At 61.6% G+C, this 13,916-nt stretch carries 12 protein-coding genes; 3 read left to right on the plus strand and 9 right to left on the minus strand.

From position 1 onward, the window contains the following. Window positions 1-2: 2 nt before the first annotated feature. Window positions 3-863: a LysR substrate-binding domain-containing protein gene (locus MHM84_RS11470; protein WP_343218286.1), complete on the plus strand. Its 861-nt coding sequence runs from the start codon at window positions 3-5 to the stop codon at window positions 861-863. Window positions 864-925: 62 nt separating this feature from the next. Here the strand turns inward: MHM84_RS11470 and MHM84_RS11475 are convergent, their stop codons facing one another. From MHM84_RS11475 to yrfG, 4 genes are all read right to left on the minus strand, one after another. After that, on the minus strand, window positions 926-2,509 hold the full coding sequence (locus MHM84_RS11475) for a phosphoenolpyruvate carboxykinase (RefSeq protein ID WP_239266194.1): 1,584 nt from the start codon (window positions 2,507-2,509) through the stop codon (window positions 926-928). Between the two features lie 230 nt (window positions 2,510-2,739). Continuing rightward, window positions 2,740-3,615: an Hsp33 family molecular chaperone HslO gene (gene hslO / locus MHM84_RS11480; protein WP_239266196.1), complete on the minus strand. Its 876-nt coding sequence runs from the start codon at window positions 3,613-3,615 to the stop codon at window positions 2,740-2,742. A 37-nt stretch (window positions 3,616-3,652) separates the two neighbouring features. After that, window positions 3,653-4,042, minus strand: coding sequence for a S4 domain-containing protein (locus tag MHM84_RS11485; protein ID WP_239266198.1), 390 nt, complete (start codon window positions 4,040-4,042; stop codon window positions 3,653-3,655). A 9-nt stretch (window positions 4,043-4,051) separates the two neighbouring features. Further along, a complete protein-coding gene (yrfG, locus tag MHM84_RS11490; protein WP_239266200.1) occupies window positions 4,052-4,723 on the minus strand; it encodes a GMP/IMP nucleotidase in 672 nt (223 codons plus the stop codon). Window positions 4,724-4,796: 73 nt separating this feature from the next. Between yrfG and nudE the strand changes: the two genes are divergently transcribed. Beyond that, the gene (gene nudE, locus MHM84_RS11495) at window positions 4,797-5,375 is read left to right on the plus strand and encodes an ADP compounds hydrolase NudE (RefSeq protein WP_239266279.1); all 579 of its coding nucleotides are present in this window, start codon (window positions 4,797-4,799) and stop codon (window positions 5,373-5,375) included. Between the two features lie 78 nt (window positions 5,376-5,453). On the opposite strand, the gene MHM84_RS11500 is transcribed toward nudE, so the two are convergent. The 3 genes from MHM84_RS11500 to ilvD form a co-directional block, all read right to left on the minus strand. Continuing rightward, on the minus strand, window positions 5,454-5,855 hold the full coding sequence (locus tag MHM84_RS11500) for a hypothetical protein (RefSeq protein WP_239266202.1): 402 nt from the start codon (window positions 5,853-5,855) through the stop codon (window positions 5,454-5,456). Window positions 5,856-6,025: 170 nt separating this feature from the next. Further along, on the minus strand, window positions 6,026-7,075 hold the full coding sequence (locus MHM84_RS11505) for an oxidoreductase (RefSeq protein WP_239266204.1): 1,050 nt from the start codon (window positions 7,073-7,075) through the stop codon (window positions 6,026-6,028). 340 nt (window positions 7,076-7,415) lie between these two features. After that, on the minus strand, window positions 7,416-9,260 hold the full coding sequence (gene ilvD, locus MHM84_RS11510) for a dihydroxy-acid dehydratase (protein WP_239266206.1): 1,845 nt from the start codon (window positions 9,258-9,260) through the stop codon (window positions 7,416-7,418). Window positions 9,261-9,565: 305 nt separating this feature from the next. On the opposite strand from ilvD, the gene MHM84_RS11515 reads away from it, so the two are divergent. Beyond that, window positions 9,566-9,976, plus strand: coding sequence for a hypothetical protein (locus MHM84_RS11515; protein ID WP_239266208.1), 411 nt, complete (start codon window positions 9,566-9,568; stop codon window positions 9,974-9,976). 118 nt (window positions 9,977-10,094) lie between these two features. Here MHM84_RS11515 and lon read toward each other — a convergent pair whose 3' ends face one another. Continuing rightward, window positions 10,095-12,464: an endopeptidase La gene (gene lon, locus MHM84_RS11520; RefSeq protein ID WP_239266281.1), complete on the minus strand. Its 2,370-nt coding sequence runs from the start codon at window positions 12,462-12,464 to the stop codon at window positions 10,095-10,097. A gap of 161 nt (window positions 12,465-12,625) precedes the next feature. Then, window positions 12,626-13,891 (minus strand): DUF945 family protein, encoded by a 1,266-nt coding sequence (locus MHM84_RS11525; RefSeq protein ID WP_239266210.1) that lies wholly within the window; start codon window positions 13,889-13,891, stop codon window positions 12,626-12,628. Window positions 13,892-13,916: the final 25 nt, after the last annotated feature.

Here is a 13,916-nt window from a genome sequence, read left to right on the forward strand (position 1 = left end):
ATATCTCCATGCTTCAGACTATCGATCATGAACTGCTGCGCACCTTCGTCGCCATCGTCGACCACGGCGGCTTCACGCGTGCCGCCGAGGCGGTCAACCGCACCCAGTCGGCCGTGAGCATGCAGATCAAGCGTCTTGAGGAAGATGTCATTCGTCGTCCGCTGTTCGAGCGCGACGGTCGCCAGATCCGCCTGACCAGCGAGGGCAACACCCTGCTCGGCTACGCCCGGCGCATTCTCGATCTGCACGGCGAGGCCCTGAACGTGCTGCGTCAGCCCGACATGGTCGGGCGCGTGAAGATCGGCGTACCCGACGATTATGTGATGCGCTTTTTGCCGGGCATTCTCAAGTCGTTCTCCCAGTCCTGGCCCCTGGTCGACGTGGAGGTGCACTGCGAACCCTCGGCGCAGTTGCTGTCACGTCAGGACGGCAGCCTCGACCTATGCATCGTGACCCGCGAGCCAGGACATGAGATGGGCGAGCTACTGCGTCAGGAACCGATGGTCTGGGTAGTGGCCGACAGTCACTCGCCGCATAGGCAGGAACCGATTCCCCTGGCCCTGTTCGACGAGGACTGCTTCTGCCGCAAGCGTGCCTGTGCGGCCTTGGGACGTAACGGCAAACGCTTTCGTGTCGCCTACAGCAGCCCCAGTCTGGCGACGCTCCAGGCCGTGGTGAACGCCGGATTGGCGGTATCGGCTTTGATGCAGAGCCTGGTCACGCCGAACATGCGCATTCTCGGCGAGGCGGAGGGTTTCCCCGCCCTGCCGAGCGCGTCGATCATGCTCCTGCGGACCTCACAGACGCATTCACCGATCGTCGATGGGCTGGCGCGCTACATCGCCGAGGGCTTCAAACATTAGACGAAAAAAGGGAAGCCGGATGGCTCCCCTTGTCCGCCAGCGGCGTAAAGGCTTTCGTCGTCTCAGTCGAGCGACGGCCCCGCCGCGACGATGGCGTCATCGACACCGGAGAACTTCTTGAAGTTCTCGTTGAACTTGACCACCAGGTCGCGCATCCGGGCATCGTAGGCGTCGCCGTCTTCCCAGGTATTGCGCGGCACGAGCAGCGACGAATCGACGCCCGGCACGCTAACCGGCACGTCCAGATTGAGACCGTCGATATGCTGTGTCTCGGCATCCTTCAATGCCCCCGACTGGATGGCGCTGATTACGCTACGTGTCGTGGGAATGCTGAAACGGCTGCCGCCCTGTCCGAAACTGCCGCCTGTCCAACCGGTATTGACCAGGTAGACGCGCGAATCGAAGGCCTCGACGCGCTTGATCAGCAGGTCGGCGTACTCGCGAGCCGGACGCGGGAAGAATGGCGCGCCAAAACAGGTCGAGAATGTCGCTTCAAGGCCGGACGACGACCCCATCTCGGTGGAGCCGACCTTGGCGGTATACCCGGACAGGAAATGGTAGGCCGCAGCTTCCTTGGAGAGGATAGACACCGGCGGCAAGACACCGCTCATGTCGCAGGTCAGGAAGATGATCGCATTGGGTTCGCCGGCACGATTCTCGGCGACGCGCTTCTCGACGTGCTCGAGCGGATAGGCGGCGCGGGAATTCTGGGTCAGACCATCGTCGGCATAATCGGCATGGCGCCGCTCGTCGAGCACGACGTTTTCGAGGACGGCACCGAACTGGATGGCTTTCCAGATGATCGGCTCGTTCTTCTCGGAGAGATCGATGCATTTGGCATAGCAACCGCCTTCGATGTTGAAGACCGTTCCCTCGCCCCAGCCATGCTCATCGTCCCCGATCAGGTAGCGTTCGGGATCGGCGGACAGCGTGGTCTTGCCAGTGCCGGACAGGCCGAAGAACAGCGTGGTTTCGCCATCCTCACCGACGTTGGCACTGCAGTGCATGGGCAGCACGTCTTTCTCGGGCAGCAGGAAGTTCTGTACCGAGAACATGGCCTTCTTCATTTCGCCGGCATAGCGCATACCGGCGATGAGTACACGACGACGGGCGAAGTTGATGATTACCGTACCGTCGGAGTTGGTGCCATCGCGTTCGGGCTCACAGACGAAATGCGGCGCATTGAGAATAGTCCATTCGCTCTTGCCCTTGGGGTTGTACCCTTCGGGACGTACGAACATCGTATGGGCGAACAGATTGTGCCAGGCCGTCTCGGTAGTGACCCGAATCGGCAGGTAGTGCTCGGGATCGGCGCCCACATGCAATTCGGATACGAAGCTGTCGTCTTCGGCCAGGTAATCCTCGACACGCTCCCATAATGCATCGAAACGTTCACCGTCGAAGGGACGGTTCACGCTTCCCCAATCGATCAGTTCCGAGGTGGAGGGCTCATCGACGATGAAGCGATCCGCCGGAGAGCGCCCGGTGCGCACGCCGGTATTCACCACCAGGGCACCGGTATCGGCAAGCCGACCCTCGCCACGTGAAATGGCACTTTCGATCAGCTCGGCGGCACTCAGATTGGTGTGAATCTTCACGGCGCGACGCTCTGTCGCTACCTGAGGAGCAGCTTGGGTAGTGGTCATTATGGTGTCCTGGGCCCGTGGGCCGATTCTCTCTCGTTAACCAAAGCGTTTTTCTTCCTTGCGCTCGGCGGTTTCCCCGCTTCTGTGTTGAGCACAACTATCCTTCTTGAACGCAGCGCGTCCTGGGCCGTCATTATGGCAAAAAAGCGACAATCCGGAAAACGCTGCTTTTTCTCCCCCCGGCATCGCTGAAATGGCTCAGCCGGAGGGCGTCAAAAAGGATGAAACGATCAGTGCAGCGTGGGTGAATCGGCGTCGGGCGAACCGAGCATCGCTTCGATCTCGGCAGCACTGAAATGGTAGCGAGTGTGGCAGAAGTGGCACTGGGTATCGATGGCCTGCTGTTCGGCCAGGATGTCGCGCAGCTCCGACTCGCCCAAGGTAAGCAGGGCATCGGCGATACGCTCCCGGGAACAGGTGCAGCCGAAATGCAGCGGCTTGGGCTCGAAGACCCGCGTGGTCTCTTCGTGAAAGAGGCGATAAAGCAGATCGCGCTGATCGAGAGCCAGCATCTCTTCGGCCGATACGGTACTGGCCAGCGAGATCAGCCGGTCCCAGGCGTCGGGATCGAGGTTGCTGGCGTCGTCGGGTAATTGCTGGAGTAGCAGGCCGGCCGCTCGACGTCCGTTCGCAGTCAGCCACAGCCGCGTGGCCAACTGCTCGGAGCGGTAGAAGTATTCTTCGAGACAACTGGCCAGATCCTCGGCCTCCAGGGCGACGATACCCTGGTAACGGTTACCCTCACGCGGATCGAGCGTGATCACCAGTTGGCCGTCACCGACCAGCTGCTTGAACGAGGCATCCTCGGCCGGAACGGCCGCGTCTTCGGCGAGTCGCGCAATGGCCCGCAACTCGCCCCCTGGGTTGGACTCGGCCATCAGCAGGCTAAGCACGCCCTGGCCACGCACTTCCAGACTCAGGGTACCGTCGAGCTTGACGGTCTCGGTGAGCAGCGCCACGGCGGCAAGCATCTCACCGAGCTGGCGCTCGACGGCAGGTGGATAGGCCTGCTTGTCGAGCACCTCGGCGTAGGTGGATTCCAACGTGACGATTTCGCCGCGCACGTTGGTGTCATCGAAGATGAAACGTTGAATCTGATCGTTCATGAGTCACTATCAATCTTGAAAGGTGAGAGCCTGTCCCTCATTCCTCGGGACGTTGGCGCTGGAAGCGCTGTATGTCGCGGCGCTGTTTCTTGTCCGGGCGGCCCTGCGGGGCGCTCATGGCCTGATTCGCCAGCCGTCGGCTTTCGGTTTCCCGCTCGCGCCGCGTCTGGCTTTCGGGGGTTTCACGGTAAAGTTCGCGGGCTTCGGGAGCGCCACGGCGTTGATCGGAAACCGCCAACACCTCGACTTCCCACAAGTCCCATCCCTGCGGCACCTTGATCAGGGCGCCCGGCTCGACGGTCTTGCTGGTCTTCACCCGAGCCCCGTTGTAATGGACCTTGCCACCTTCGATGGCTTTCTTGGCCAGGGCACGCGTCTTGAAGAAACGCGCGGCCCACAGCCACTTGTCGATACGTACTCCAGTCATGGGACTCCGTCAGGATCCGGCCCGGAGCGGTGCGTCAGGGAGTAGTGACGCAAACCGATCCAGGGCAATGAACTCTTCCAACTCTTTTTCGGGACGCTTGCTGTCAGGCTGCTTGATACCCAGCAAATGGCGTATGCCGTATTCGCGGGCGCTTTCGAGCACCGCCGGATTGTCATCGATGAACAGCGTACGAGACGGGTCGAAAGGCTCGACATCCTGCAGGGCGAACCAGAATTCCGGGGCCTCCTTGGGCATGCCCAGATCGGCCGAGGAGACGATGGCATCCAGATAGGCCTCGAGCCCGGTCAGGGGCAGCTTGAGCGCCAGACTTTCCCGATCGGCATTGGTCGCCAGCACCACACGAGGGTGGGCTTGCTTGAGCCACTGCAGAAAGTCCAGGGCATCGCTGCGCAGGCCGATGAGATGCTGGACTTCGCGCTTGAGCGCCACGATGTCCACGCCGAGCTCGCGACTCCAGTAGGCCAGACTGTACCAGTTCAGGGTGCCCTGCTCGCGAACGATGCGGGCCCGCACCTCTTCCTGGGTGGCCTCGTCGAGTCGATGCAATTCGACATAACGACGCGGCAAATGTTCCAGCCAGAAATGACTGTCGAAGTGCAGGTCCAGCAAGGTACCGTCCATGTCCAGCAGTACGGTATCGATGGCACGCCAGTCGATCATTGGCCAGGGACTCCACAGCGATGGTAAAAGGAAGGGAGATAGCTACGTTTTCATTGTACTGGATACCTTTGCCATGCCGCCAACGCCTCCCCGCAAACCCAGCATTCTTTCCCGAGAAGACGTGGCTCGCAGCCAGATGTTCACCATCGAACGCCTGGATCTACGCTTCTCCAACGGCGCCGAACGCACCTTCGAGCGTCTCAAGGGCAGCGGACACGGTGCCGTGATGATCGTCGCCATGCCCGACCCGGACCATGTGCTGCTGATTCGGGAATATGCCGCCGGCTTCGATGACTACGCCCTGACCCTGCCCAAGGGACTGGTCGACCCCGGCGAGGACATCATCACTGCCGCCAATCGCGAGCTGATGGAAGAATGCGGCATGGGCGCGCGCAACATCGAGCCACTGGTCGAACTTTCCCTGGCCCCCAACTACATGAATCATCGCATGCATGTGCTGCTGGCCAGCGACCTCTACGAAAAGCGTCTGCCCGGTGACGAGCCGGAGCCCTTGATCGTCGAGACCCATGCCTTTCGAGAGTTACCGGCGCTACTCGCGCGCGAGGATTTTCACGAGGCACGCGCCATTGCCGCGCTGTTCATTGCCCGGGAAAAGCTGCGTAGCGATCGCGACCAGGGCGACTGGTGGTGAACTGGGGGAAACGGGAACGATAAAAAAACGCCGCCACGCGAACGTGGCGGCATCATGCAGATCGTTAGACAAGAAGGTTTAGTTGGTCACGCCTTCCTGGGTCGCAGTATCGCCAGCCTGGGTATTGGCTGAGCCGGTTTGCGTGCTCAGATCGTCGCTGGGACCGCTAGGAATGTCGTCATCGGCACGAGGCTCCTCGGTCTCGATACGATACTCCTCGTCGTCTTTCTTCATGGCGTCGCCATGGCTCTTGGTATTATCGCCTCCGACCAACCCAGGCTCTTCCGGGTTCTTGGCAGTGCCACCCTTGACGGCGGTATCGCCAGCCTGGGTATTGGCGGAACCGGTCTGGGTGCTCAGGTTTTCGGTGGGACCGGAGGGTATATCATCGTCGGCACGCGGGACATCGTCGTTGGCCAGTGCCGCGCCGGCGGAACCGAACAGGACAGCTGCAATCAGAGCGCTATAAATTCCTTTCATGCTTCTCCTCCTCATTCCTTGGTGGCAGCGTCTCGCTTAGGAAAACGTTTTCCGAATCGCTAAGCTTGTCTAGAAGCTAGAAACGATACGCGGGTTTTGCAAATGTTGTATGGCTTCAAACTGTAACTGTACGATAACAACGTCGTTATCGACGGGCCGGATGACTCGACCTACTTGAGACGTACCCAACGCTGCTGGCGCGAGCTGTCGAGCCCGGCTTCCAGGAGCTGCATCACGGCCAGCGCTTCCTCCGCGGGGACCGGGTTTTCGGCTTCGCCGCGCAGCGCATCGCGCACACCGACATAGTAGGCCAGGTAATCGCCAGGCCGTGTCGGATAGCTCGACGACACCAAGGGTGCCTGCTCCCCTTCTCCCTCCCTGACGGTCAACTGCCCATGACGCTCGTCCTCGCCCCAGCTCGGGGCAGGCGCTTCGCCGGCCTTGAGCCGATCCTCCTGCGGATCCAGGCCGAACTTGACGTAACTGCCCCGCGTCCCGTGCAGGGTGAAACGCGGCGACTCGGCAGCCACCAGAGCGGCGGCGTGCAGTACCACACGCATGTCGCCATAGTCGAGCAACGCATGAAAGTCATCGTCGATCCGGGCACCATCGCGGCGTGCGGATAAATCGAGCAGAATCGCCTGTGGCATGCCGAACAACACGCGGGCCTGATCGAGCAGATGGGGCCCCAGGTCGTACCAGATACCGCCACCCGGCTTGGCCTGCTCCCGCCAGCGATCGCGCACTTCGGGACGGAAACGATCGAAGTGGGATTCGAAATGCACCAGACGTCCCAAGCGTCCAGCCTCGAGCAGCTCGCTAACGGTCAGGAAGTCACTGTCCCAGCGGCGGTTGTGGAATACCGACAGCAACTTGCCACTGGCATCGGCCAGGCTCTTGAGCAGCCGCCCTTCGCGCAGGGTCACCGTGAACGGCTTGTCGAGCACGACGTGCTTGCCGGCATTCAGGGCCGCCTTGGCCAGGGGATAATGCGTTTCGTTGGGTGTAGGAATCACGACCAGGTCGATATCCGGTCGGGCGAAAAGTGCGTGAGGGTCGGACTCGACCGCCACGTCCGGCAGGTCGGCATGCACCTTCGGGGCATCGCTGCTGGAGACGGCGATCAGGTCCAGGCCGGGCGTCGCGGCAATCAGTGGTGCGTGAAACGTCTTGCTGGCGAAACCATAGCCCACCAGCCCGACCTTGAACGATTCCTTCATGCGGTCCTCCTTGTCTCATGAATATCGCCCTGAGATACACAGAGTCATCTTATGACCCATGTCAAACAGGCGAGAGAAAAACCCTGTCGACCTTCGTCTAACCGACCATACTTTTCACGGTCAGTTTCCATCCACCGAGCGGGAGAAAACAGTGATGTGCTGTTCGGAAGAAAGTCTCGACATGCTGATGATCTGGTTTACGTTGGAGTGCGAGCAGGAAATGCTTGCAGAACTCGAAAGCGAGGCATTCAGAGAAGCTGCCTGAGCTTCCGTTCCGATACCGACAGGGACGCCAATTCATCGAGGCCCGGCCAAGTGCCGGGCCTCGTTCTTGCCGCGCTCAGTCCAGCTTGGACAGGTCGCGTACCGCGCCCTTGTCTGCCGAGGTTGCCAGCAATGCATAGGCCTTGAGTGCAGCGGATACCTTGCGCACCCGCTCGATGCTGGGTTTCCAGGCCTGGTTGCCACGAGCCTCCATCGCCTCGCGCCGGCTGGCCAGTTCGGCATCGCTGAGTTGGACATCGATGCGGCGATTGGGAATGTCGATACGGATGATATCGCCGTTTTCCACCAGTCCGATGGCGCCACCGGCAGCCGCTTCGGGCGACACGTGTCCGATCGATAGGCCCGAACTGCCACCCGAGAAACGCCCGTCGGTCATCAGTGCGCAGACCTTGCCGAGTCCCTTGGACTTGAGATACGAGGTGGGATAGAGCATTTCCTGCATGCCCGGCCCGCCACGCGGGCCTTCGTAGCGAACCACCACGACCTCGCCGGGCTTCACCATGCCTTCCAGCACATGCTCCACCGCCTGATCCTGGGACTCGACCACGTGGGCCGGGCCTTCGAAGACCAGGATCGATTCATCGACGCCGGCCGTCTTCACCACGCAGCCATCCTGGGCGATATTGCCGAACAGAACGGCCAATCCCCCCTCCTTCGAGAAGGCGTGTTCGAGATCCCGTATGCAGCCATTGGCACGATCGCCGTCCAGGCTCGGCCAGCGGGCACTCTGCGAGAAGGCCTGCTGGGTGGGAACGCCGCCCGGGCCGGCCTTGTAGAACTCCACGACGTCGGACGAGGGATTGCGCATGATGTCCCACTCGTCGAGCGCCGCCTCGAGCGTATCACCGTAGACGGTAGGCACCGTGGTATCGAGCACGTGGGCCCGATCGAGTTCGCCGAGGATCGCCATGATGCCGCCGGCTCGGTGGCAGTCCTCGATGTGGTACTGCTGGGTGTTGGGGGCCAGCTTGCACAGCTGCGGCACCTCCCGCGACAAACGATCGATGTCGGCCATGGTGAAGTCGATTTCGGCTTCCTGGGCGGCGGCCAGCAGGTGCAGGATGGTATTGGTCGAGCCCCCCATGGCGATATCCAGGGTCATGGCATTCTTGAACGCCGCCTTACTGGCAATGGCCCGCGGTAGCAGGTGCACCTCGTCACCTTCGTAGTAGCGCTTGGCCAACTCGACGATGCGCCGGCCCGCCTCCTCGAACAGGCGGCGACGGTCGGCATGGGTGGCCAGCAGCGTGCCATTGCCGGGCAGCGCCAGCCCCAGCGCCTCGGCAAGACAATTCATCGAGTTGGCGGTGAACATGCCCGAGCAGCTGCCGCAGGTCGGACAGGCGCTACGCTCGATCTCGGCGATGTCCTCGTCGCTGTACTTGTCGTCGGCGGCATAGATCATCGCATCGATAAGGTCGATGCCATGGTCGAGCAGCTTGGTCTTGCCGGCCTCCATCGGCCCGCCCGAGACGAAGATCACGGGGATATTGAGGCGCATGGCCGCCATCAGCATGCCGGGAGTGATCTTGTCGCAGTTGGAGATACACACCAATGCATCGGCACAGTGCGCATTGACCATGTACTCGACGCTGTCGGCAATGATGTCGCGACTGGGCAACGAGTAGAGCATGCCGTCATGCCCCATGGCGATGCCGTCGTCCACGGCAATGGTATTGAACTCCTTGGCCACCCCACCGACCTTCTCGATCTCGCGCGCCACCAGTTGGCCCATGTCCTTGAGATGGACGTGGCCGGGCACGAACTGGGTGAAGGAGTTGGCCACGGCAATGATCGGCTTATGAAAATCCTCGTCCTTCATCCCGGTGGCACGCCAAAGCGCGCGGGCGCCCGCCATATTGCGGCCGGCGGTGGTAGTGCGTGAGCGATACTGGGGCATGGTTTCCTCGTTGTCTGCTAGCCAACTTCACGCCACCGGGCGATCGTCTGGGATACGATAGCCATCGGCGTGGCGCCGCTGGTCTGTAGGGTGTCCAGGGTGGGCGATAATTCTGGCACGGCATGCCGGCGTTGCCTAGCGACACGCCATGGCGAGGTAAATTTTTGTGAAGGATATGGACGGCGCGCTGCGCTGGGCTAACGTGAAAATAGGCGCATGCAACGCTGCGCCAGAATCAGGCAATCCCGCACGGGCTCGCCTAGTCCCTCGGATCCTTTTTGTCCCAGAGACAAGGAGATGGATCGATGAACGTTCTACATCTTACCCTGCCCAAGCTCTCTGCACTTGGCGCTGGCCTGCTGCTTGCCGGCATGCTGGTCGGCAATCCCGTCATGGCCAACGAGTCGACCGGCGGCTCGGCCACAGGCAGCAGTCATGGCACGACCTCCAACGGCGGCTCATCGAGCCACGGCGGCGTGCGCATGGACTGTCCCGACGATCTCAAAGAAGGCGATGAATGTCCCGAAGGCTGGGAGCCCAAGGGCAACCAGCAGAACATGCCCGAACAGGACGGCGGCCCCGCCGAAGGCGCAGGTAGCTCAGGCGGCATGGGAACGGGTAGTGATGCGGGTAGCGGAACCACGGGAGGCGGTTCGATGGGCGGCGGAAGCGGCACGTCGGGCGATACCGGAACCAGCACGGGTACGGCACAATAGCTGCGCGGCACCCGTTAGTACCGGGAGCCCATCTCTCACTAGCCGTTCTCTTGACCTCGAGTACGCCAATCGCTGCCAAACCCATCGACAAGCCCCGCACAAGCGGGGCTTTCCGAGATCAGCGGAAGACGATCTTCGCCACGTCATTGTAGTGCCGGGCAAAATGCACGCTGACACCCTCCTTGAGATAGTCGGGTAGTTCCTCGTAATCGCGCCGGTTGGCCTCGGGCAGGATCAATTCGAAGATGTCGCTGCGTCGCGCCGCGATCACCTTCTCGCGGATGCCGCCTACCGGCAGCACCTGTCCGGTCAGCGTCACCTCGCCGGTCATCGCCAGGGGCCGATCGATGGCCTGATGGCGAGCCAGCGAGATCAGCGCCGTGGTCATGGTCACCCCGGCGGAAGGGCCATCCTTGGGCGTGGCGCCTTCAGGAACGTGCAGGTGGATGAATGCCTCGTTGAAGAAGTCGGCATCGGCACCGTATTCGGCCAGGTGGCCCAGCGTATAGCTGTAGGCGATGTTGGCCGATTCCTGCATTACGTCGCCGAGCTTGCCGGTCAGCTTCAGGCCCCGGGTCAGCGCGTGCACCTTGGTCGCCTCGATGGGCAATGTCGCCCCGCCCATGCTGGTCCAGGCCAGGCCGGTCACTACCCCGACCCCCTTGAGTACCTTCTCCCTGCGGAATATCGGCGCTCCCAGATACTCCTCGAGATTGTTGATCGATACCTTGACGCTCTTCTGATCGCTCTCCAGCAACTTGACGGCCGCCTTGCGCACGATACGGTGCAGCTGCTTCTCAAGCTGTCGCACTCCGGCCTCGCGGGCATAGCCCTCGATGACCTGGCGCAACGCTGCATCGGTCAGATTGATGCATTTCCTGGGAATGTTGTCGCGCTTGAGCAGCTTGGGCCACAGATGGTCCTTGGCGATCGCCATTTTCTCTTCGGCGATGTAGCCGGACAGACGGATCTGCTCCATGCGGTCGAACAGCGGCCCGGGAATCGTATCGGGCTGGTTGGCGGTACACACGAACAGCACCTTGGACAGGTCCAGACGCACATCGAGGTAATGATCGAGAAAATCGCTGTTCTGCTCCGGATCGAGCACTTCGAGCAGCGCCGAGGCGGGATCGCCCTGAAACGACTGGCCCATCTTGTCGATCTCGTCGAGCATGATCACCGGATTCTCGACATCGACTTCCTTGAGCGCCTGGACCAGCTTGCCGGGCATGGCACCGATGTAGGTCCGCCGGTGTCCCTTGATCTCGGCCTCGTCGCGCATGCCGCCCACCGAGAAGCGATAGAACTTGCGTCCCAGCGCCTCGGCGATGGAGCGTCCGACGGAGGTCTTGCCGACCCCGGGCGGGCCCACGAGCAGCACGATGGAACCGCCGACATCCCCCTTGAAGGTGCCCTCGGCGAGAAACTCGATGATGCGTTCCTTGACGTCGCCAAGCCCGTTGTGGTCACGATCCAGCACCGTACGGGCATGCGCCAGGTCGAGCTGATCCTCCGAAGTCACCCCCCACGGCATCGACGTCAGCCAGTCCAGGTAGTTGCGTGTGGTGCCATACTCCGGCGAGCCGGTCTCGAGCACCGCCAGCTTGTCGAGTTCGTCATCGATGCGCTGCATGACCCGCTCGGGCACGACACGCCCTTCCAGGCGAGCGCGGAAAGTATCGACATCGTTTTCGCGATCGTCCTTGGAAATCCCCAGTTCTTTCTGGATGATCTTGAGCTGCTCGCGCAGGAAGAATTCACGCTGGCGCTCCTGCATTTGCGCATTGACCTGCTCGCTGATCTCGCTTTGCAGTTGGGCGACCTCGATCTCCTTGCGCAGCAGCGGCAGCACTTTCTGCATGCGCGTCATGATCGGCAGAGTTTCGAGAATGCCCTGCAGCTCGCGCCCTTTGGCCGACGTGATGGCGGCGGCGAAGTCGGTCAGCGGACCGGGCTCGTGAGGGCTGAAGCGATTGAGGTAGTGCTTGAGCTCCTCGCCATACAATGGATTGATCGGCAGAAGTTCCTTGATCCCATTGATCAGCGCCATCGCATAGGCGCGTGCCTCGTCGGCCTCGTCGTCAACCGGCTCCTTGGGATAGGTGACCTCGACCAAGTATGGGGGCTTCTTCGATAGCCAGCGTACGATGCGAAAACGCCGCATGCCCTGGGCAATGAACTGGATCTGCTGATCCTCGCCCTGGACCTTGTGGACCTTGACTGCAGTGCCGATCTCGGGGAAGTGCTCGTAGTCTAGCTCGCTGACCCCCACATCGCCGACATAGGCCACCCCCACGGTATGATGCGGCGTATCGGAAACGCGCTGCATGGTTTCTTCCCAGCGCTGACGATGGATTACCAACGGCTGGACCTGGGCAGGGAAGAAGGGACGGTTGTGGATAGGCAGTAGATAGATGCGTTCAGGCAAGTATTCCCGGGTCGGAACCATCGCGCCGGCATGTTCCTGACGCTCTTCCTGACCATCCATGAAGACTTCCGGTGCATCTTGGTCACGTTCGCTCATCGTTCACCTTGCATCAGTTGGGCCTGTTGCCCGTTATATGCAGAGGAATGTGGGCAACTTGACGAAAGTTCAAGTCGCGTCCTGTACGGTAACGGGCATCGCGTGGGATTCAGCCTAGAACAGAATCACAGGAGTGATGGCAAGGGACGGTCATTGATCCGGACTCGCCCTGCCTCGATAGAGATCACGAGTTCACGGGTACTCACTGGCAAGCCCAGTTGCAAGGCGACGAGCGGCGGAATGCCATTCCAGGTAAAACGGCCATTGAGGCGCTCACGCCAGGCCGGTGCATCGCTATCGAGCAGGTCGAGAACATTCAGTGCATCGACATCCCGGCCCGAGAAGATCAGTTCGCCATGGCCGCGAGTATCGACCCCGAACAACGGGCTCGACAGGGTCGCTCCTTCGAGAATGAAGCGCGGGGAATCTTCCAGCATGGCCAGAATGGCCGGCTCGAGACGTTGTAGAAGTCGGCGTTGCCCGGCCTCATCGAGCCCTGACAGGTCGCCGCCCTGTTCCTCGATTACGGCTTCAACCTCGCGGGCCAAGTGCCGGGCAGCCTGGCCATCGATACGGTCGAGGCTGGCATCCACGCGTCCGGTAAGCAGTGGCTCGCTGCCCACCTGGGCCTGCTCGAGCGACAGCGATATGTCGAGACGCAGCTGCTCGTCGAGGCGCGTCTCGTCGCTGTAGCGCAGCCCAGTCAGCGTCACCGGGGGACGCTGGGAAGCCTGGTAATCGAGGCGGTTGAGAATCAGCTCATTACGCTGATGATAGTAATAGTCTTCGGAGGCTTGATAGCGGCTATTGAGATGCACGGGCCCGGTAGCCAGCTCCCCCCGATCGTACTGCCAGCGCATTGGCGCGATCTGCCCCTGGACCGCGACATCGCCGACCCTTCCCTCCGCAGTAAACTCCGCCCCTGTGAAGGTAAGCTGCGCTCCGTTGCGGGATAGCTCGAACCCAGCCACGTCCAGGCGACCCTCGGCCTGCCGGTCGAGGGTGTGGAACGTGGCCGTCCAGCGTGGCTCGGCGGAAGGCAGCACATCGCCAAACAGCATGCGCGGCGATGCGCTATCCGCGTCTTCGGCCAGCACGCCCTGTATCGCGCCGCTCAGACGGGTGGAAAGCACCCCATGACGGGCGTCGTAAGGAATCTCCGCCTGCCAGCGGTCGTCACCGACAGGCGAAAGATGCAGGCGGCCCTGAGAGTGGAACCATCCTTGCTCCACCTCCTGGCGTTCGACCTGCCATTGCCCCTCTTTGCGCAGCGCCTCGAGCGTACGCGTCAACTCCTGCTCGAAAACGTGGCTGGCATAGGCCAGCGCACCTAGGTAGCCGACCACGCCGAGTACCGCCACTACGATGACCGCCCACCACGTCCTGCGCATAGTGTTCCCCTGCCCGTGTGAACTT

Source organism: Halomonas sp. McH1-25, from assembly GCF_022348165.1.
Classification (GTDB): Bacteria; Pseudomonadota; Gammaproteobacteria; order Pseudomonadales; family Halomonadaceae; genus Modicisalibacter.